General features: G+C 51.4%; 18 protein-coding genes. 2 read left to right on the forward strand and 16 right to left on the reverse strand.

Annotation, left to right across the window (positions count from 1 at the left end; genetic code table 11):
- Nucleotides 1-221: 221 nt before the first annotated feature.
- From glnA to JUF22_RS07645, 4 genes are all read right to left on the reverse strand, one after another.
- Nucleotides 222-1,562: a type I glutamate--ammonia ligase gene (gene glnA, locus JUF22_RS07630; protein WP_203645237.1), complete on the reverse strand. Its 1,341-nt coding sequence runs from the start codon at nucleotides 1,560-1,562 to the stop codon at nucleotides 222-224.
- A gap of 48 nt (nucleotides 1,563-1,610) precedes the next feature.
- Nucleotides 1,611-1,997: a MerR family transcriptional regulator gene (locus JUF22_RS07635; RefSeq protein ID WP_125765966.1), complete on the reverse strand. Its 387-nt coding sequence runs from the start codon at nucleotides 1,995-1,997 to the stop codon at nucleotides 1,611-1,613.
- Between the two features lie 122 nt (nucleotides 1,998-2,119).
- Nucleotides 2,120-3,037 carry a tRNA (adenosine(37)-N6)-dimethylallyltransferase MiaA gene (gene miaA / locus JUF22_RS07640; RefSeq protein WP_203645239.1) on the reverse strand — a complete coding sequence of 306 codons (918 nt, stop codon included), beginning with the start codon at nucleotides 3,035-3,037 and terminating at the stop codon, nucleotides 2,120-2,122.
- Nucleotides 3,030-3,788, reverse strand: a complete 759-nt coding sequence (locus JUF22_RS07645) for a glycerophosphodiester phosphodiesterase (RefSeq protein WP_203645241.1) — start codon at nucleotides 3,786-3,788, stop codon at nucleotides 3,030-3,032. Before JUF22_RS07645 ends, miaA begins: the two co-directional genes overlap by 8 nt.
- A gap of 562 nt (nucleotides 3,789-4,350) precedes the next feature.
- On the opposite strand from JUF22_RS07645, the gene JUF22_RS07650 reads away from it, so the two are divergent.
- Nucleotides 4,351-4,527: a DUF3042 family protein gene (locus JUF22_RS07650; protein WP_125765969.1), complete on the forward strand. Its 177-nt coding sequence runs from the start codon at nucleotides 4,351-4,353 to the stop codon at nucleotides 4,525-4,527.
- 91 nt (nucleotides 4,528-4,618) lie between these two features.
- Here the strand turns inward: JUF22_RS07650 and JUF22_RS07655 are convergent, their stop codons facing one another.
- The 7 genes from JUF22_RS07655 to JUF22_RS07685 form a co-directional block, all read right to left on the reverse strand.
- On the reverse strand, nucleotides 4,619-5,029 hold the full coding sequence (locus JUF22_RS07655; RefSeq protein ID WP_203645243.1) for a rhodanese-like domain-containing protein: 411 nt from the start codon (nucleotides 5,027-5,029) through the stop codon (nucleotides 4,619-4,621).
- A gap of 29 nt (nucleotides 5,030-5,058) precedes the next feature.
- Nucleotides 5,059-6,030 (reverse strand): ROK family glucokinase, encoded by a 972-nt coding sequence (locus JUF22_RS07660; RefSeq protein ID WP_125765971.1) that lies wholly within the window; start codon nucleotides 6,028-6,030, stop codon nucleotides 5,059-5,061.
- A gap of 4 nt (nucleotides 6,031-6,034) precedes the next feature.
- A complete protein-coding gene (locus tag JUF22_RS07665) occupies nucleotides 6,035-6,265 on the reverse strand; it encodes a YqgQ family protein (protein WP_203645245.1) in 231 nt (76 codons plus the stop codon).
- Between the two features lie 42 nt (nucleotides 6,266-6,307).
- Entirely contained in the window at nucleotides 6,308-6,988 is a 681-nt protein-coding gene (locus tag JUF22_RS07670; protein ID WP_236000744.1) for a rhomboid family intramembrane serine protease, read from the reverse strand.
- A 15-nt stretch (nucleotides 6,989-7,003) separates the two neighbouring features.
- Nucleotides 7,004-7,555 (reverse strand): 5-formyltetrahydrofolate cyclo-ligase, encoded by a 552-nt coding sequence (locus JUF22_RS07675; RefSeq protein ID WP_203645247.1) that lies wholly within the window; start codon nucleotides 7,553-7,555, stop codon nucleotides 7,004-7,006.
- A 59-nt stretch (nucleotides 7,556-7,614) separates the two neighbouring features.
- Entirely contained in the window at nucleotides 7,615-7,764 is a 150-nt protein-coding gene (rpmG, locus tag JUF22_RS07680; protein ID WP_011667723.1) for a 50S ribosomal protein L33, read from the reverse strand.
- Between the two features lie 198 nt (nucleotides 7,765-7,962).
- A complete protein-coding gene (locus tag JUF22_RS07685) occupies nucleotides 7,963-10,029 on the reverse strand; it encodes a peptidoglycan D,D-transpeptidase FtsI family protein (protein ID WP_203645248.1) in 2,067 nt (688 codons plus the stop codon).
- Nucleotides 10,030-11,272: 1,243 nt separating this feature from the next.
- Here JUF22_RS07685 and JUF22_RS07690 point away from each other — a divergent pair.
- Nucleotides 11,273-13,906 (forward strand): YfhO family protein, encoded by a 2,634-nt coding sequence (locus JUF22_RS07690; protein ID WP_203645250.1) that lies wholly within the window; start codon nucleotides 11,273-11,275, stop codon nucleotides 13,904-13,906.
- A 572-nt stretch (nucleotides 13,907-14,478) separates the two neighbouring features.
- On the opposite strand, the gene JUF22_RS07695 is transcribed toward JUF22_RS07690, so the two are convergent.
- From JUF22_RS07695 to pheT, 5 genes are all read right to left on the reverse strand, one after another.
- On the reverse strand, nucleotides 14,479-14,787 hold the full coding sequence (locus JUF22_RS07695) for a HesB/YadR/YfhF family protein (protein WP_125765977.1): 309 nt from the start codon (nucleotides 14,785-14,787) through the stop codon (nucleotides 14,479-14,481).
- A gap of 221 nt (nucleotides 14,788-15,008) precedes the next feature.
- Nucleotides 15,009-15,485, reverse strand: coding sequence for a transcription elongation factor GreA (gene greA / locus JUF22_RS07700; protein ID WP_203645252.1), 477 nt, complete (start codon nucleotides 15,483-15,485; stop codon nucleotides 15,009-15,011).
- Between the two features lie 109 nt (nucleotides 15,486-15,594).
- Nucleotides 15,595-16,278: a uridine kinase gene (udk, locus tag JUF22_RS07705; RefSeq protein WP_373300822.1), complete on the reverse strand. Its 684-nt coding sequence runs from the start codon at nucleotides 16,276-16,278 to the stop codon at nucleotides 15,595-15,597.
- A 4-nt stretch (nucleotides 16,279-16,282) separates the two neighbouring features.
- Nucleotides 16,283-17,416 (reverse strand): endolytic transglycosylase MltG, encoded by a 1,134-nt coding sequence (gene mltG, locus JUF22_RS07710; protein WP_236000745.1) that lies wholly within the window; start codon nucleotides 17,414-17,416, stop codon nucleotides 16,283-16,285.
- A gap of 1,041 nt (nucleotides 17,417-18,457) precedes the next feature.
- A complete protein-coding gene (gene pheT, locus JUF22_RS07715) occupies nucleotides 18,458-20,866 on the reverse strand; it encodes a phenylalanine--tRNA ligase subunit beta (RefSeq protein ID WP_203645254.1) in 2,409 nt (802 codons plus the stop codon).
- Between the last annotated feature and the right edge of the window lie 3 nt (nucleotides 20,867-20,869).

Raw genomic sequence — 20,869 nt, forward strand, 5'->3', positions numbered from 1 at the left:
GGCGCGCCAAGGTGCCCAGCTGTGTCGATGGACTTGGTTGGGGTTCTCTCCCAACCTAGCCCATGGGACAACCTTTGAGACCGCACTTCGGCTCAAAGTTGAGGTGGAAGCCCGCCCTTCGGCTGAAACCGGCCCCACAGCAGGGCACCTTGAGCGCGCCGGCGGGAACGGACACGACCAGGCCCAGTTTTCACCAGCCCGGAGGCGAGGACTTAACCCGTTTAGTACAGTTCCAGGTACTGATCGCGTTCCCATTCGGAAACTTGCGTCCGGTAAGAGTTGTACTCCAGGTTCTTGGCTTCGATGAAGCTCTGGTACAGGTGGTTGCCCATCGCACCGCGCATCACATCGTCGGCAGCCAAGTCCTTCAACGCGTTGTGTAACGTGTCAGGTAGGTTCGTGATGTGGTTTTCTTGACGTTCTTCAGCATCCATCCGGTAAATGTTCCGGTCGATAGCTTCACGTGGCGCCAGTTGGTTACGCAGCCCATCCAGGCCGGCTTCCAAGACGGCAGCGATGGCCAAGTATGGGTTAGCTGCGGGGTCAACACTCCGTAATTCCAAACGCGTGGACAAGCCACGGGAGTTTGGTACTCGGATCAGTGGTGACCGGTTCGAACCAGACCAAGCCACGTAAACAGGTGCTTCGTAGCCAGGCACTAACCGCTTGTAACTGTTGACGATTGGGTTGCAGATGGCGGTATAGCTCCGGGCATGCTTCAGCAGACCACCCAAGAAGTGGAAGGCGTCTTCAGACAATTCCATCTTGCCATCCTTGTCGTAGAAGGCGTTCCCCTTGTCATGGAACAGGGACATGTTCAAATGCATCCCGGACCCGTTGATGCCGGCCAATGGCTTTGGCATGAACGTGGCGTACAGGCCGTACTTCCGGGCGATGGTCTTAACCACCAGCTTAAACGTTTGGATGTTGTCAGCCGCCGTTAAGGCATCGGCATACTTAAAGTCAATTTCGTGTTGGCCAGGAGCGACTTCATGGTGCGCCGCTTCAACGTCAAAGCCCATTTCTTCCAGGGTCAAAACGATTTCACGCCGACAGTTTTCACCCAAGTCCATTGGGGCCATATCAAAGTAGCTCCCCTTGTCGTTCAACTCGGTCGTTGGCTTGCCGTTTTCATCCATCTTGAACAGGAAGAATTCGGGTTCTGGTCCAATGTTAAAGTCGGTGAAGCCGGCCTTACGCATGTCATCAAGCACCCGAATCAAGTTGTTCCGAGGGTCGCCTTCAAATGGCTTGCCATCGGTCGTGTAGACTTCACAGATGACCCGGGCAATCTTGCCCCGTTCCGTGCTCCACGGGAAGATCATCCACGTCGAAAGATCAGGGTACAGGTACATGTCACTTTCTTCGATTCGGACGAACCCATCGATTGAGGAGCCGTCAAACATTAATTTGTTGTCGAGCAACTTACCGAGTTGGCTGATGGGCACCTCAACGTTCTTGATTGTCCCAAATAAATCGGTGAACATTAACCGTAAGAACTTAACGTTTTCGTCCTTGGCCATCTGACGAATATCATCTTTGGTGAATTCCGGCTTTGCCATTAAAAATCGCTCCTTGCTGTTTTTTGAAATTTCTTACCGTGATTGGGTTTAAAGGGGTCGCTGTTGCGGCATCCCCGGTGTTGGATGACCCAGGCCGCCCTGCCGAATGAATTCGTCCTGCAAAATGCGCCGCACGTCTTCGTCCGTTAAGGGCTGCCGTTGGGCTGCTTCCTTCGCTTGGGCAGCCTGCTGCTGTTGATCATAAATAGCTTTGATGCCCGCCACATTGACCCCTTCAGCCAGGTAGTCTTTGATTTCCAGCAATCGGTCGACGTCATTTAACGAATACATCCGCCGATTACCCTCATTACGTTCGGGAAAGACCAACTCTTGGGCCTCATAGTAGCGAATCTGGCGGGCCGTCAAGCTCGTTAACTTCATCACCGTCCCGATTGGCAGGACTGCCAATGATCGACGTAACTCTTTTTCCTTCATCACTACTGGCCCCCTTTAACTATGATGCCATCATACCACGCTGAAAGCGCTAGTCAAGGATTCATGTTAGAAAACATGACATGAAGGCTAAAAATCATTAATTCTTTAATTAATCGTAAGAACTAAGCCTTCAGCCAGTCAGTTACTTGGGTCATGATTTGTTCATAAGCTTCTGGATGTTGGACCAAGTCGTACCAGGTCGCCGTGGTCTGGTTCCGAAACCAGGTCAGTTGGCGTTTGGCATAGTGGCGGGAATCCTGTTTGATCAGGTCCACGGCCGCTGGCAAGCGTTTAGGTTGTTCTAAGACCGGCAACAATTCGCGGTAGCCGATACCCGTGGCGGCCGGTAGATCCGTGCCGCCCTGTGCCGCCAACCACCGGACCTCATCTAATAAACCATCGGTCATCATCAGGTCGACCCGTTGATTGATGCGGTCATACAGCAGGTTTCGGTCGGTATTTAACGCTAAATACAATTCATCGTACTGGGGTCCCCCGTTATTCTGGTGGGAGAAGAGCTGCCCCGTGACCTGAATGACCTCCAGCGCCCGTACCGTGCGTCGAACGTTGGTCGGGGGAATCTTCCCGGCCGCGACCGGATCCAGGCCGTTAAGCCGCTGCCAGAGCGCCTGAGCCCCATTGGCCTGAGCTTCTGCCCGCAGGCTTTCGCGAATTGCCGGATCACCCGGAGCATCGGCGCCCAATTTCAAGCCGTCAAACAGAGCCTGCAAATAAAACCCGGTTCCCCCCGCAATGATGGGCAGATGGCCACGGTCGGTAATCTCTTGAATCAGCTGCTGGGCGGCTGTCACAAACTGGGCGACCGTGAATTGTTGGTCCACATCGCGGACATCAATCAAATGATGCGTCGCCGCGGCCTGTTCTGCCGGAGTTGCCTTGGCCGTTCCAATATCCAGGTGCCGGTACACCTGCATGGAATCGCCGGAAATAATTTCGCCATTCAATTGTTGGGCTAATCGAACCGCCAGTGAGGTCTTCCCCACCGCGGTCGGGCCCACAACTGCTAAAACCTTAGTCATCTCGTTTGCCTCCCTGCATCTTCGTTCGTAACGCCACGGCCCGCGCTGGGTAATCCGTGATTAGTCCAGCAAAATGGTGCCGCAAGCAGTAGGCCATGTCGGCGGGACTGTTAACGGTCCACGGTCGCAACTGCACGTGGGGTAAAAAGAACCGGTGCGCCTTGACCCAACGAATATCCGGGTGTAAGCCACCAACCAGGTGCTGCCGCTGCATGCGTTTCGCCTGACGCCCAGCCGTCTTAAAGAGCTTGGCGTACTCCGCCTGCGGATACAGGCTACGCAGTGTCACGATTGACTGCGCCCGAAAACTCGAGAAGACCAAGCGAAACGGCACGGGTTGCTGCGTAAAGTAATCCGCCAGCGCCTGTTCGATGCCGTCATAATGAATTTTATTCGTCTTCAACTCAAGGTTAAACACCCCGGTAAAGTGGTCCCTGATCAATAACTGAATGACTTCATCTAACGTTGGCACCTTGGTCCCGGCGAATTCACTGCCAAAGTGACTACCGGCGTCCAGTTGCTTGATTTCCGCCAGACTGTGGTCTTGTACCAATCCAGTACCATTGGTGGTCCGATCAACCTTTTCATCGTGCATAATAATTAATTGGTGGTCGCTAGAAAATTGCACGTCGGTCTCAATGCCATCCGCCCCAGCATCCAACGCCGCTTGAAATGCCAGCAGTGTGTTCTCGGGCCGGGTCCCCTTGCTACCCCGGTGTGCGATGATTTGTGTGGGTTGTCTCTTAAACACGCATTCCCATTCCCTTCACGTTAATTCTATTAGTAAGGGTACCACAGAACCCCGGCGTTTCGTCCTAAATTGTTACGTTTTGACCATTGGAAATGAGACAGTCTTTGCTACCGTTCCCGCCGGCGGATTCAAGGTGCCCTGCTGTGGGGAACGGTTCCAGCCTATGGTGCGGGCTTCCGCCTCGACTTTGAGCCTGAGAAACGGTCTCAAAGGTCGTCCCGTGTTCTAGGTTGGGCAAGCCCTCCCCAACCAAGAACACCGACACAGCCGGGCACCTTGATCCGCCTCTGGTCACTCACATTGTCGGTCTCATTTCCAATAATTAAAACCTAAATCGCCTGTGCTTTTCCTGTCATCTGCACCATGTATTCTGGTAAAAAGGCAAGCAGTATACTGCCTCGTGCCACACAATTTCAACCGATAGAGCGGCAACGTGCGGTTAAGAACTACCCTAACGCGCCTCACCAATCAGAACACCATGTAAATCACTAGCAATTTGAAGGGAAAAATAGCATAATGGAAGCGGATAACTTAAAATCTTACACGATGGGAGTCGAATGCTATGAAGCACTTCACAAAAGGGTTCTTATTTGGCGTTGTTGCGACCGCTAGTGCCGTTGCCGGCGCAGTCTTTTCTTTCAAGAAGAAGGTCGTTCAACCAATCGAAGATCAAGAAGCTCGGTTCGAAGAAAACCGGAAGCTGGCTAACCGCAAGAGTCACGCCGCTCATCACAACTAAGTTCCACTAAGACCAGTCAGTTGGTCACTTTATCAATGCATTAAAAAAGTGTGTCACCCGGAAAAATCCGCGTGGCACACTTTTATTTTGTCTAATTCGTTTTCTTGGTCTTACCTTGCCAACGGGCGTAACCCGTTTTCAGAATCGAAATGTCTTTGTAGCCTTCCTTGCCCAACAATAAGGCCGCCCGGGTACTCAATGCTTTCCCCTGGTCGTACAGGTAAACGGGCAAGTCAGCCCGAATACCCGTATGGTAAGCCTTAAACGTGGAATAAGGAATATTGCGGGCCCCTAAAATGTGGCCGGCATCAAAGTCTTTCTTTTCACGCAAATCAATGACCTGAGCCTTACGCATGCCTTCTTGGAACGCGTCCTCGTCAATGACCGTGGCTACTTGGTTCCGGCGAACGATCGTAATCATTTGCCAAGCTGCCCAAGCGATGATCAAGACTAGCAAAATGACGGTGTAGACCATCATTCCTGAAATTGCTGCAATTACCAAACTAAATCGTCCTTCCTAAACCACTTGTTCTAGTTGCTCTTTTGGAACCGCAAAGCTAATGAAGCGGCACCGATAACCCCGGCGTCGTTCCCCAATTGTGCTAAGCGTAACTTCGTTGAGTCACGAACAGCTGGGAAGGCATTTTCTTGGAAATACCGCGTCGTTGGTTGTAATAAAGTGTTCCCGGCGTTGGAGACCCCACCACCGATGATGATGTTGGCTGGGTTCAAGATGTTGGCCACGTTAGCCAGGGCTAAGCCGAGGTAGAACGTTACCCGGTCAACAACTTGGTTGGCCAAGATATCACCGTTGTCGGCTAAGTAGAAGACCATCTTGGAGGTGACACTTTCCTGGTTGTCTTCCATTTCCTTCAAACGAGACGTGCCCATGAAGTCCTTGGCCATGTCGGCTGCCACGTGAACAACCCCGGTTGCGGAAGCGTATTGTTCCAAGCAACCGCGCTTGCCACAGGTACACAGGTAACCATTTGGTTGCACCGTGACGTGACCGAGTTCACCGGCCCCACCATTGATACCGTGGAGCAAGTGACCACCAGCGATGACCCCACCGCCGACACCAGTACCTAAGGTAACGAAGACGACATCGCTGTCCTTTTCGCCGGCACCCTTCCAGTATTCACCCAGTGAAGCGACGTTAGCGTCGTTGTCCAGGATAAATTGCAGGCCTAAGCCTTCTTGGATTTGGTCACGGACTTGTTGGCGCTTCTTCCAGTTCAGGTTGAAAGCACCGATAACGGTTCCATTTTCAATATCGACAGAACCTGGCGTCCCCATCCCGATACCCAGGAAGTCGCTCTTGCTGAATTCTGAGTTGATGATATGTTGACTGATTGAATCAATGATGTTTGGAACGATGTGGCTACCTTCATCAGAGATGTCGGTTGGAATGCTCCACTTCGTCAGAATTTCTCCTGCAAGTGAGAGAAAAGCCATTTTCGTGGTGGTCCCACCTAAATCGATCCCAATTAAATTTCGTGCCATAACGCTAAATCCCTCCAATGGATTGGTGATTATCTCTTGCTCGTTGTTCCTCTAAACGGTGTTCATGCGTGAGAACAACCTTCGCTTGGACAAAGGTTGGATCATCCACCACCCGTGCTCTTCGGAGGTGGTCCAATTCCAATGCCATCACTTCGATATCCCAAAGTCGCTTACCGACGTACACATAAATACCAAATTTTTTAAGTAGCTGCTGAACATCATATAACGTTTTCATTGTGCCACAACCTCCATGAAATTGCACGAGACTTTTCGACAATTACTGGGCCATGCCGTGTAAATAAAGCCAGACCAAGCCACCAATCAACACGATGGTGGCGACGATTCTTTTAACTGGACTAACCTTACCAATTCGTGGCACGCCGACGGTATACGCTATCAGGAAGCCACTAGCCAGGCCACCCAGGTGACCCGCTAAATCAATCCCTGGGGTGAACAGATCAAAGGCAATGTTCATGACCACAAACGCTAAAAACGTCCGGGCCAACTGCCGGATACCTGGATTCTGCCAGAAGGATTCTCCTAGCATCAGGAAGGCCCCAAACAGGCCAAAGATGGCCGTGCTGGCCCCCGCTGACAAGCTGTCGGAGAAGCAGAAGGAGGCGACGTTCCCGCCAACACCGGCAATCAGGTACATCACGAGAAAACGTGTGTGCCCGAAAGCGGCTTCAATCTGCATCCCCACAAAGTACAGGGTGATCATGTTCATCAGAATATGGGTAAACCCAATGTGCAGGAACATGGGGGTAAATAACCGCCACCATTCCCCCTGCTGAATCAAGGCATTGAGCTTCGCCCCGAAGGTAATCAGGACGTTCACACTGGTACTGCCCCCGGCCAACGTCATGGCCAAAAAGACCAGGGCATTGATCACGATTAGACCAATCGTCATGTAAGGCGTCTGGTCCAAGCGCCGTAACCGGTATTTAAAATTCGTCACCGCAAGGCTTCCTTTCTATTGGACGGGCGCTGCCAAAACAGCGTCCAATAAGACATCGAAGTCCTCAACCGGCCAAGTGGGCTGCTGCGCCTGTTGCGCCGGCAAAGCTAGCGCCACTTTGAACCCGTTTGTTCGGGGTAAATAACGGTCGTAATAACCGCCACCAAAGCCTAACCGTTCACCGGTCACGGCAAACCGCAGACCCGGCACAATGATCAGATCAAATTCTTCTGGCTCGATAATGGCACCGTTGACCGGTTCCTGCAAGCCAAACGAACTGGTCGCAAACGTTGTTTGGTCATCGACCACGTGAAAGGCCATCTGCCGGTGCGGTAAGGTGACCGGCACCGCGATAGTTTTCCCCGCAGCTCGGGCACCGTCGATGATTGGCTGGGTCGCCAACTCAAAGTCCCCACTGATGGTCGTTGCAATGCACTTAGCGGCCTGCCAAGCTGGTAACGCAAACAGTTGCCGGTACAACTCGGCCGACGACGTCTGACGCTGATCAGCGGGCATGGTGGTCAAAGCTTGAATCGTCTGTTGCCGTAACAAGGCTTTGGATTGCATTGGTTTACCCCCTTGAGAGTTTTTTTCAATAAAAAAAGGTGCGGACTCTCGCCCGTACCTTACTTAGTTTCACGATGCAAAGTTACTTTCCGGTCACGTGGGCAGTATTTCTTAAATTCAACCCGGTCCGGGTTATTACGCCGGTTCTTGCTGGATAAGTAATTGCGTTCGTGGCATTCCGTACATTCTAAAGTGATGTGTACACGCATTGTGGGTAACCTCCCAACTTGTTTAGAATTACAGGCTAGAGCCCTTAACTCGTAATATATTACCATTAATCGGCAGCAATTACCAGTGATAATCCTAAATATGTTAAGCAAAAATACTTAACAGCTGTAAAATCGCCGACACCGCGGGATTTTCGCCCGGAACACGATTTTTTCATTTTTTTGTTGCCGACCCGCTCACTACTTAATCGTTGAGGTCGATTGGACCGTCTTCCAGTAAGCTGAGTAGATTTCCTTGGCCAACTTCATGTTGTTATCTTCGGCATTGACCCCTAAGTTAGGCATTGCCAAGGCAACAACCACTTGTGGATGCGTCGATGGTGCGTAAGAAGCCAGACTCAGCGTTACTGTTTCGTTACCCTTGTAATACGTTTGGGCCGTCCCAGTCTTGGCGGAGATTTCTGGTGAGATCGAAGATAATTCGTCCCCAGTCTTGTACGTGTTGCTCCCGTGAACCACGTCGTACAGACCTTCCGTGACTAATTTCTTCTGTGCTGCCGTCATGTCGATTCGGTTCAAGACCTTTGGTGTCACGGAGTTCTTCACAGCGCCCAGTGACCCATCGGACTTGGTCCCCCGGATGGAATCCACGACGTGTGGGGCAATTCGCGTGCCCCCATTGGCAACCGTCGACATGTACTGCGCAACTTGTAAGACCGTGTAGGCATCGTAGTTCCCGAAGGACAAGTCCAACGCGTTCCCAATGTGGGCCTTACTGCTGGAGCCTCGTAACCCGGTACTTTCGCCTGGGAGGTCAATCCCGGTCGAGACACCCAACCCAAATTGGTTGAAGTAGCCCCGTTCCTTGGCGAAAATGCTGGTACCCATGGTCAAAGCCGCACCGGAAACGTAGTTAAAGTTGGCTTCCTTCATGGCTAATTGCATCATGTAGGAGTTGGAAGAAACTTCCAGCGCCGTGGATGCATTGACCGCCATGTCGGCACCACCATTAGCGTTAAACCAGGACGCCTTCTTGACCCCACCAACGGTGATGGGTTTATCGGTCAAGGTGTTGTTGTACGGCGTGATCACGCCATCCATTAACGCCCCTGAAACCATGGCACCCTTGACGACAGACCCCATAACGATGTCACTGTTCATAGCACCTAAGGCGTTCGTCGTGATCTTACCCGTGGATGGGTTCCGGTCGACCCCGGCCATCCCAATGATGCCCCCGGTATTCGGGTTCATCACGATGGCATAGGTCCCGGTAGACACGCCACCGGCACCAGATTCGGCCGAGTGAACCAGCGTCTGCAGTTTCTTCTGGAAGTCAGAATTGATGGTCAATTGGAGGTTATCCCCCTTGGATCCACCATACTTCTTGACTTCCTTGGTCACGGTATTATTACCGGCGACTTCGACCTGCTTTTCAGCCTTGGTCCCCCGCAGAACAGATTCATATTCCTGTTCCAGGTAGGATTGGCCCACACTGTCATTCCGTGAGTAGCCTTGGGCCAACAGTTCATTGACCTTGTCGCTAGGCAACCCGGTCTTTTCGGATGAAACCGTCCCAATGATCGACTTGATCGACGACCCGTTCGGATAGTTCCGTGACCAACTTGTTCCGACCTGAACCCCAGGCATTTCGGATAAATGTTCACCGATTTCCGCAATTTCCTTGCTGGAAACGCCGGAATCCTTGATATAGGTGGTCGATAACGCGTAGGCCCCACTCATCTTAGCAAAAATGGCCGCCGCATTTTTCTGCGTTTTGGTCAATTTGAACGAAGAATCGTTTTCCAAGTAAGTCAGTGCCTTGTTGTACATTTGCGTCGTGGACATGCCCTTGGTGCCGGACAGCTTCTTCTCAACTGCCTTTAACCGATTGTTGTCGGTCAAGTAGTAGTCGATCGACTGCCGTGGCGTCAATGAACTGGTGGAGACCGTTAAGTACCGGCCTAACTTATTGGCAATATCGTACATACTGGTGGACAGAACGTTGACCCCTTTGGTGTAGGAAATGGCTTGGTGGGCTTTATTCCCCACTAATACCTTACCGTTGGAATCGTAAACCATCCCCCGTTGCACGTTGGTGGTTTCAATCGTGGTATCGGTCGAGTTGACCTCCGCCTTAAATTGCGACCCATACATTACTTGCAAATACGCCAACTGACCGATCAGCGCCGCAAATAACAGGGCAACAATGATGAAAAGAAAGTTCAACCGAAACGGGATCTCGGACTTCACGGGACCGTCACTCGACCGCTGATTTCGGTTGCTAACGCGATTATAAAAATTCTTCACAACAGCTCTGCTCCTTATTGTACAGCTACTATTCTACCAAACTTCGTGGCCAGTCACTATCCCACTTCAGAAATTTAAACAAACTATGCTATTCTAGAGGCCGGGATGGCTGACGCCCAATTGGTATTCTAGCATACTGTGATTCTCTCAAAAGTGACCTGCTCCCCATTTTACCAAAAATAAATAAATTATGGCGGTTTTTCGTCTTTCAAAATATTTTGCGGGTAATTGGCCGTTCCCGGCGGCGGGCTCAAGGTGCCCTGCTATGGGGCCGGTTCCAGCCTGAGGGGCGGGCTTCCACCTCGACTTTGTGCCTGAGGTGCGGTCACAAAGGTCGTCCCGTGGGCTAGGCTGGGAAAGTACCCCAGCCTAGCCCACCGACACAGCTGGGCACCTTGGCCCGCCTCTGGTCACTCACATTTTCCTAAAATATTCTATCGATGGGGATTGGCCATATTTTATTTACGTTTGTCTCTATTTTCTGCCGGACGTAATCACTCCCAAAGGATTTTGCATAGCCACATTCCCGATAACCCATCGCCCACTTGTCAAAATAAATATGTGCAACCAGGCCGATGGAATCAAAGCATTATTAAACCGAGCGATCCCGATGCAAACTCACTTGGCTAATCGCAGCACAACATCTTTAGTCTGTCGATAACCGGTTAATACATAAGAATCAGTACGCAACTCAAGCACCGTCTATGGACTAAACGTGCGGCAGCCACCGGGATGGTGAAAATGAAACGTTTGTATCAGTGACCAGAGGTGGGCCAAGACGCCCAGCTGTGTCGATGGTCTTAGTTGCGTGATTTGTTCGCAACTTAGCCCATGGGACAACCTTTGAGACCGGTTCTCAGGCTCAAAGTTGAGGTGGAAGCCCGCTTTTTGGCTGGAACCGGCGCCACAGCAGGGCGTCTTGAGACCACCGCCGGGAACGAGCGCCACAGCGTTCCAATCCCTTTTTCACCATCCCGGAGGCGAAACCAACGACCGTTTAACTCATACCCAGTATTTTAGTTGAGTTCTGAAATATCTTTAAAAATATGACAATCCGGCCGCACAGCTGGCCCAGTATAGTATGATAAGAACTGGCCAATCTTTGACCACGCGTGGTCGTGTCACCTAACCAACCCGTTAGCCTGACCGCCACGCCAGCTTCGCCCTTAGGCTGAATCCGCCGATTCACGCCGCAACACTCATAAACTTGCTTTTAAATTATTGAAAGATTGAGGTGGCTTCCTTGCAAGAAAAAAAACGACGTTGGTCGCTTACACAACGTCAATCCACACTTTTGGGTGCGTTCTTAACGCCCTTTTTATTAATGACGGCTTATTTTATCTACCGGCAGATGGCCCCATTTGGCTCAAGTAGCCTATTGACGGTCGACCTAGGTCAGCAGTACATCGACTTCTTTGCCTATCTACGGCGAGCCCTACTGCACGATCCCAGCAGTATTTTCTACTCCTTTGCGAACGGCTTGGGTGGCGAAATGCTGGGGACCTGGTCGTACTACCTGCTCAGTCCGCTGAACTGGCTGTTACTGCTCTGTCCCGGCGCCACGCTCACGACCGGGGTCTTCCTCCTGACCGTGATCAAATATGGGCTGGCTGGCCTGACCTTCGGCTGGTTACTGCTCAAAACGACCAACCAATCCGGTTTTAAGCTGGTAACGTTGGCCACCGCCTACGCCTTGATGGGCTGGTCGATTGCCAACCAACTCAACATCATGTGGTTAGACGCAGCCTACCTGTTGCCACTGATTTTCTACGGCCTGTATCTGTTGATGCACACCGGCAAGTGGCGTACCTACGTGGTCTGGTTGACCCTCATGCTGGTCGTGAACTACTACATGGCCTACATGATCTGTCTCTTCTTGATTTTGGCATTCGTTTGGTTTGCCGTTGATCAATTTACTAACTGGCGGCACTTCTGGGGTCAAACCGTAAAGTTTGCGTTGACCTCCGCCGCAAGCGGCCTGTTGGCAGCATTCGTGTTGCTGCCAACCTGGTGGTCCCTGTCGCAAAGCAAGGCCCAGTACACGGTCACAACCTTTAAGTGGAAGTTTGAATTCTTCCCACCGAAGATGATTGCCAAGTTCTTCATGGGCGCCTTCAACTTTGATCAAATGCCGGACGGGACCGCCAACCTCTTCATCGGTGCGCTGGCCTTACTCGGAAGCATTTTCTTTTTCGCGGACAAACGTATCAAGCTACGTAGCCGCATCACCGCCGGCATCATCACCCTCTTCTTGGCGTTATCCCTCTGTGTTCAACCCCTCGACCTGTTGTGGCACGCGGGCCAGTTCCCCGTTTGGTACCCGTACCGCTTCTCGTTTGTCGTGAGTTTCTGGCTGATTTGGTTGGCCGCGCAAACCCTAACGGACGACTTCGAACCCGGCTGGTTGGCCATTGCCGTCGCCACACTGCTCATCGTGGCCGGCACCGCCTACGTGGCCTTGAACCTCAAGTCCTTTAAGTTCTTACAAATGAATCAAGTGCTCCTCGGCCTGTTCTTTGCCGTCTTGGCCCTAGGCCTAACGACGCTGCCCGTCAAGCACCACTGGATCTATCCGCTGGCCTTTTTCGTCATCGGGATAACCGAGGTCTCGGCCAACGCCTTCATGTCGTTAAACAACATTAGCTACGTCTCTCAAGGCGAATACGGCAACTACACCAACGAGCTCCAACGCTTGGTCAACCGCGTGCAGAAGAAAGATCAAGGCGTCTACCGTATCGGTAAGACCTTCCTGCGAACCAAGGGCGATGCCTTTCAAACGGGCTATGCCGGCGGCGGGGTCTTCTCATCCGTCCTGCCAAAAGCCACGCCGACCTTCTACGGCAACATTGGGAGTCCGGATGGCGACGGCTTCGTTGAATACAGCAACGGGACACTGGTCACCGATTCCCTGCTAAACATGAAGTACTACTTCCAGCAAAAACAATTGTCCGGCGCCTTGAGTGGGACTAGCATGTTGCCGGCGTCCACCAACAAGGCCGACCTGGCGGATTACCAAGCCGTGGGTCAGGACCAATGGGCCACGACCTACCGTAACCAATACGCTCTGCCAATAGGTTACGCCGCCAATCAACAGATTCTAACGTTGAAGAACAAAACGGCCGACCCGGCACAGTACCAGTCCAACTGGCTGGCCGCGTTGACCGGTAAAGTCACGGACCAACACCTGTACACGGCCGAAAATTTTGACCAAGTGACGTTCCAAAACATCGCCCAACAGTCGAAGATCACCGGCGCTGTGTTACAACGCAAAAACCTGTTGAAACCGGCGAAGATTACGCTGACATTCACCCCAACCACCAACGACGCGTACTACCTGACCTTTGGTTCGACGGTCAATTCGGATAACGCGACGTTCATCCTGAATGGTAAAACGCTGGATCAGTACAAGACCTACCGGAACACCATCATGGTCAGTGCCGCCGACCATGCCAAAGGTAAGAAGCAAACGTTAACGATTCAGCTGAAGAAGGGCTCGTTGTGGCTGGATAACTTCACGCTGTATCAACTGAATACGGCGAAGTTCCAACGCGCCGTCACGCAGCTGAAGACGCAACCCTGGCACCTAACGAAACACAGCAGTCGCTATTTCCGTGGCACCATCACGACTAAGACGGCCGATCAGGTCCTGAACACCTCCGTGCCGTACTCCACCGGTTGGCACGCCACCGTTAATGGTAAGCGCGTCAAAACGTACAAGACAGTCGGCATGTTCACCGCCGTTAAGCTGCCTAAGGGCCAGAGTACCGTGACACTGTCCTACTGGCCACCGTTGTTAAATGCCGGGTTGCTGGTTAGTTTAGTGACGTTGCTGGGTCTGACAGGCGGCTGGTACCTCACCCACCGTCGTCACGGTTAAGCTAGTGTGTCGGCAGTGCCTCCGGACCGGTGAGAATGGGCCGTGACGCTGTGGGCGCACGTCTGAAGCCTGAGAAACGGTCTTCAGACTTACTTTGAGCCGAAAACCGCGTCTCAAAGATAGCAGTTGTCTAAGCGGTAAACCGCTAAGGCAACTCCCACGGCTGAGCCCATTTTCACCAGTCCTGCGGCTTCACACTAGCTTAACCCCAACGGTCTGTTTTATGTCGATTCGGTAAAGCACCTCTGAATAGTCGCAGCGATTAACCGCACCAATTCAATCGACTTGTATAAACGTCCATGATTTAGTCCTAGTGACTGAGTCGTGGACGTTTTCTATCTGGCGGAGTTATACCTGCTCTCTATCATTTACCAGTAGTCCGGACTGCTGGTAACCATCTACAAATAAAGATTAATTCCCACATGCCAAATGCCCCCGACCAAATGCCCCCGACCAAGTCCTAACGACTTAATCGGGGGTATTTTTCTGTCCACTTACACGATTCTCACACTTTACCCGCAAACGAAAAAATTCGCCTGACCTTAAGTTGGTCAAACGAATTTGCTAGCGACTTACTTATCAAGTTCACCATTGTCGTCGTAGATGTATACTGGGCCATCTGTCTTGGCATCGTAATCGATGGTCAAATCATAACCGACGAAGAACCATTGGTCCCCCTCGGTGATGTAATAGGTCACATCGTCCTTCTTTTCTGCAACAATTGGGTGGCGGGGATGATCGTCCGGGGTCATGCCGAGTGAAAAGCCATCGTGAACCGGCGTCTTGCCGTAAACTTTACCAAAGAAACGAACGCCACGACCAGTCATTCCCATGTCTTCACGGAACCATTTGCTTGCTGCATCAGTCACATTAATTTTCATTTTGATAGACTCCTCTTTGACAGACTGTGAATCCGTTTTCATACCATTTATACCACGCCAAGCGGGTCCTTGGCAAGTATCGTTTCACTAACTGCATTATACACAATTAAATTGTGGTCTTCAATCTAACTGCTTAAAAGTAAGCAAAAAGGCGTCCCGACCGTGGTCGAGGCACCCTTTAAATTTCAGAACTATTTGAAAAAGTCGCGAAAACTTTTTTCTTATTCGACTGCTAAAATTTGAACAGTCATATCGCCACCTGGGGTATCAAAAGTAACTTTTTCCCCGTTCCGGTGGCCTAACAGGCCCTTAGCGATTGGTGAGTCGTTGGAGATTTTCCCAGACATAGGATCGGCTTCAGCGGCACCCACGATGGTGTATTCTTCGGGTTCTTCATCGGGCAATTCCTTGAAGGTAACCTTCTTACCCACAGTGATTTCATCCTTGTCGCTGCCATCGTTGTCGATGATTTGAGCGTATTGCAGCATACGTTCAACGGTGCTGACCCGCGTCTCTAGCATACTTTGTTCGTCCTTGGCTGACTCGTATTCAGAGTTTTCTGAAAGGTCTCCGTAAGAACGTGCAATTTTAATCCGGTCAATAACCTTAGGCCGTTGAACCATCTTTAAGTCTTCGAGTTCGGCTTGGAGTTTTTCCTTACCTTCCTCAGTCATTGGATACATTTTATCTTGTGCCACACTGGCCACCCCTTTTAGCAAATTATAGTCTTGCGGTTCACCCACAAGTTGAAGTTTATTTTGATTGATAGAAAAGGTTAGCCGTTTTTACCAGCTAACCTGTCCTATTCTATATGGTTGTATCTGGATTGTCAAAAACTTGGTCATTGCCACTCGCTTCGAGGATTGCCCGAATCTTCGTGACTAACAGGTCGATAGCGACTTGGTTCTCGCCACCTTCAGGCACAATCAGGTCGGCGTAACGCTTGGTTGGTTCAACGAATTGATGGTAAGTTGGCTTAACCGTTGCCAAGTATTGTTGGATAACAGATTCCAGTGACCGGCCCCGTTCGTTCATATCCCGTTGAATCCGGCGAATGATCCGAATGTCATCGTCCGTATCAACGAAGACCTTGATGTCCATCAGGTCCCGCAGCCGTTCGTCATCGAGGATTAAAATCCCTTCCAAGATGATGACGTCCCGTGGTTCCTGGTGAATCGTTTCCTTGCTCCGCGTGGACAACGTGTAGTCGTAAACAGGCTTCTCAATGGGTTCGTAGTTCAACAATTGCTTCAATTGTGAAATCAAGAGGTCGGTGTCGAAGGCTAAGGGGTGGTCGTAGTTCACGGCAGCCCGTTCTTCCATCGTCATGTCATCTTGATTGTTGTAGTACGAATCTTGTTGCAAAATCATGATTGAATGCCCAATCAATTGATTGAAAATTGCCCGACTTACGGTCGTTTTGCCACTACCGGAACCCCCGGTAACCCCAATGATAATCGGTCGTTTCTTGTTTGCCAACACTGTCGCCATCCTTTTATTTATTATCGCTTGCTAGTGAACTCGTCTTTTCTTGATGCTGTGCATAAGTCTGGGAGAAGTAAACCTTCCCCGTCTTGGTATTCGCGATGAAGTAGTAGTACCCCTTCTTCTGGTCCTTCGGGTGTAAGACTGCTTTGATCGATGACGTGCTAGGGTTTGCAAATGGCCCTGGCCCGTAACCCGTGTGGATGTACAGGTTATACGGTGACTTCACCTTCAGGTCCTTGTAAGTCAGCGTCGACTTCGTGGTCTTCAAGGCATATTGCACGGAAATGTCAGATTGTAAGGCCATCCCCGCCTTGATGCGGTTCAAGAAGACCCCGGCAATCTTATCCCGGTCGGATTGTGTGACCCCTTCGCGTTCAACCAAGGAGGCTAACGTCAAGGTTTCTTGTACCGTGCGTTTTTCCTTCTTGATAGTGGCGTAACTGCCTTGCAAGTTCTGATCCGTCTTCGCAACCATTTCGGTCACCAATTGTTTCAAGGTCATCTTCTTGCCGGCTTGATAGGTTGCGGGGGCTAAATAACCCTCTAACCGGTACCGCACCTTTTTGGCCGACTTGGCGGAGCTCAGAAGTTGCGGATATTTCGCCGCTAATTCATTGAAGAACGTTGGGCTCTGCATCAGGTTCATGAATTCTTTCTTGGTGAAATCCGTCTGAATCGGAATCTCAGCCGCAATCTGGTCGACCGTTTCGCCTTCGCGAACTAGCACCTTCCCAGACGTACTCTGAATCGGTTCCGCCGAACCACCCTTCTGTAACTGCGTCGCAATTTGCTTCAGGGTCATGGACGGTTTCAACTGGTAATACCCAGCCTGGAAATTCGTAAACTTATTCGATTTCACGTAGTAGTTAAAGACCATACCGCTCTTAACCACTTTTTTGTCTTGCAGGATCTGCCCAATTTTATTGGACGTTGCCCCCATCGGCACGTGAACCTGAACCACATTGTTATTGCTAGTGTCCATGGGTTTCAACGCCGTCTGGAAGTAATGATAGCCAAAGAACCCAATGACGACTGCCAAAAGCACTAGCAGACTTGCCACGCCGATCATGATACGCCGGCCAAACGACCGTTTCTTCCCCGATTCTTGTCGCGACGGGGTAGGATTTGTGCCATTATCCAACTTATTTCCTCCGTTCTATGCCATAGTCTTCTCTATTATACAGAAATTCCGGCCCAGCGGAAACCTGAAAAGCAGATTTTGAAGAAATGTAACAAAGAGTGCGGAGCGAGCCGCTTAGACTCTGAGCATTAACGTCGACTAAGTGATGACCCCGGGCTTGGGTCATTGCTTAGTCGGGGTTAAGCGCAGGAGTCTGGCTCGCGGAGCACGTTTCCGAGGCCGCAAGTTTCCGGATCTAAAAGCGAAGAACCAGTCGAACGACCAACGACCTAAGTCAGTCTAAATCAATGACGACACCCGGGCCTGGGGCATTTTCGTTACGGTGTTAAGCGGAACCAGTTGCCTCGCGTAGCACGTTTCAGAAGCCGCATGTTTCCGAATCTAAAAGCGAAGAACCAATCAAATGACCTAAGTCAGTCTAAATCAATGACGTTGTCTCAGGCTTGGGTCATTGATTAGTCGGGGTTAAGCGCAGGGACCTGGCTCGCGTAGCACGTTTCCGAGGCCGCAAGTTTCCGAATCTAAAAGCGAAGAACCTGTCAAACGACCTAAGTCAGTCTAAATCAATGACGTTGCCCTAACACAAAGCATAAAAATCTGCCTCGCATAGCTAAGCCAACACCTTCCTAAAACCATAAACTTCCAAATCAAAAAGCGAAAGCCAACCAAGCGACCTAAGTCAATCTAACTACCTAACCATCAACTCACACATAGACTTAAATAAAATCAGACCGACACACCCCACGTCAACGTCCTCACAATCCATCCAAACCCGCAGCACGTTTTTTCGGGTCAAACCAGTGTCAGCCGCAGGGCTGGTGAAAATAGGCTCAGCCGTGGGAGTTTCCTTGGTGGCTTTGCCACTTAGGAAACTGATATCTTTGAGACGTGCCCTTCGGCTCAAAGTAAGTTCGGAGACCGCCCTTTGGCTCCGGACGTTCGCCCACAGCGTCACGGCCTATTTTCACCAGCCCGGAGGCGCAAAAAACGCGCTAGCCATCCCGAAGGAAAGCTAACGCGTTTCATTAAAGTCTTAACGTCTTAACGAATTTCAGCGCCCAAGTCGTCTTGCAGCCGCTTCTCAACCTTTTCAAAGGCCTGAGTCACGACATCATCGACTAAGGTTTCGTGCTTGTCTTGGAACGTCAACGTGTAAGCCAGGGACTTCTTGCCCTTTGGCACCTTGACGCCATCGTAAACGTCAAACAGCTTGACGGATTGTAAGAACGCCCCGCCCCGCTTTTCGATCAATTCAACGATTTGGTCGTTGGTCACGTCGTTGTCGACCAGCATGGCCACGTCACGCGTGATGGCTGGGTAACGCGAAATCACGTCGTATTGGTTTTCCTGCTTAGGCATATCAATGATGGCCTGCAGGTTCAATTCGAAGACGTAAGTGGCCCCAATCTTGAATTTCTTAGCAATCGTTGGGTGAATTTGACCCATGAACCCGATCCGGTGACCGTGAACTAAAATGTCCGCCGTCCGGCCTGGGTGCATTTCTGGCATGTCCGTGTTGGCCACGTAAGTCACGTCACCGTTCACAGCCATATCCTTGAGGTAGGCTGCGACGATTCCCTTCACTTGGTAGAAGTCAACGGGTTGGGCAGGGGCATCCCAAGCGGTTGGCAACAGCGTCCCGGTGATGGCACCGGCGATGTGTTCTTGTTCGCTAGGACGCTCCGTCCCGTCTTCACGGTAGAAGACCCGTCCTTGTTCGTACAAGGCCACGTCCTTCACCTTCCGAGCACTGTTGTAGGCGATATCGTCCAACAGACCCGTGATGACGTTCATCCGCAACACGGCGTGGTCCACGCTCATTGGCCAAGCCAACTTGGTGACCTCGCTTGGTTGCATCAGGAACATCTTAGCCTTGTCTTCCGTCGTCAGTGCGTAGGAAATGGCTTGGTTCAACCCTAAGCCCTCTAAGGAGTGGCGAGTTGCCCGCATCAATTTCTGTGACGTCGTCAGTTCACCCATGGTCATGCGACCCGTTGGCAACGTTGCTGGCAATTCGTCGTAGCCGTAGATCCGCGCGATTTCTTCCAACAAGTCGGCTGGAATGTGAATATCGTTGCGGCGAACGGGTACCGTGACCGTCAGCTTTTCACCATCGGCAGTCACGTCACAGCCCAACGTTTCCAAAATGTGGGTGACCTTGGCTTGATTCAAGTCGGTCCCCAACACAGCGTTCACGCGGCTCATGGTAATGTCGATCACGGCTGGTGCAGGCACGTTGTCAGCAGCAACGACCGTCCCCGTTTGGACAGTCCCACCGGCCAACTCGTCCATCATCTGAGCAGCAGCGTCTAAGGCGTCTTGCAAACCAGTCCGGTTCACGCCACGTTCGAAGCGTTGCGAAGCATCCGTGTGTAAGTTATGCCGTTGCGCAGCCTTACGGATGTGGTCGTGTTCAAATACGGCGGCTTCGATGGCAACCGTGGTCGTGCCATCAGCGATAGCTGTGTCCAGGCCACCCATGACACCGGCTAAGGCGATTGGGGCCTTGTCGTCAGCAATCACAATATCGTTGACGTCCAAGTCGTGTTCGCCTTCGTCCAAGGTCGTCAGCTTTTCGCCGGCCTTAGCGTTCCGGACGTAAACGTCTTCACCCGCAAATTTATCGTAGTCAAAGGCATGTAGGGGTTGACCATATTTCAACATGATGTAGTTAGTGATATCCACCACGTTGTTGATTGGCCGGTAACCGGCGTTCCAGAGGCGAATTTGCAGCCACATGGGACTTGGGGCTAATTTAACTTGCTTGACCAAGCGCATCTTGTATTGGGGAGCCAAGGACTCGTCCACGTGAATGCTTAATTGATCCGCAATCGGTTCACCGGCTTCTTTAACGGCTGGTTGGTCGAACTTAACGGGCAGGTCGTAGATGGCTGACAGGTCATGTAACGTCCCGTACAGGCTCAACATGTCCCCCCGGTTAGGCGTCACGTCTAAGTCGATCAGACTGTCGTTCATCCCCAGGTAATCGTAAACCTCGTCGCCAGGCTTGGCATCGGCCGGCAGCACGTAAATGCCATCCGCGTATTCCTTAGGCACAACGGCTTCGGGGAAGCCAATTTCTTGTAAGGAGCAGATCATCCCGGCAGAAGGAACACCGCGCATCTTGGACTTCTTGATCTTAACGTTGTCGGCAATCCGTGAACCAGGCAGGGCCACGATGACCATCTGGCCTTCGGCAATGTTGGGTGCGCCACACACGATTTGTAAGGGGGCGTCTTCACCGACGTCCACTTGGCAAATGTGTAAGTGATCGGAGTCCGGGTGAGCTTCAATGCTCAGCACGTGGCCGACAACGAGTTTCTTCAGGCCGTCGCTTGGCTTGACAACGTCGTCCACTTCAACGGACGTCCGTTCAATTTTTTCCGCCAAGTCAGCAGGCTTAACGTTTAAATCCAGGTATTCTTTAATCCAGTTGTATGAAATCTTCATGGT

The organism is Levilactobacillus lanxiensis (assembly GCF_016861655.1).
In the GTDB taxonomy this organism is placed as follows: Bacteria; Bacillota; Bacilli; order Lactobacillales; family Lactobacillaceae; genus Levilactobacillus; species Levilactobacillus lanxiensis.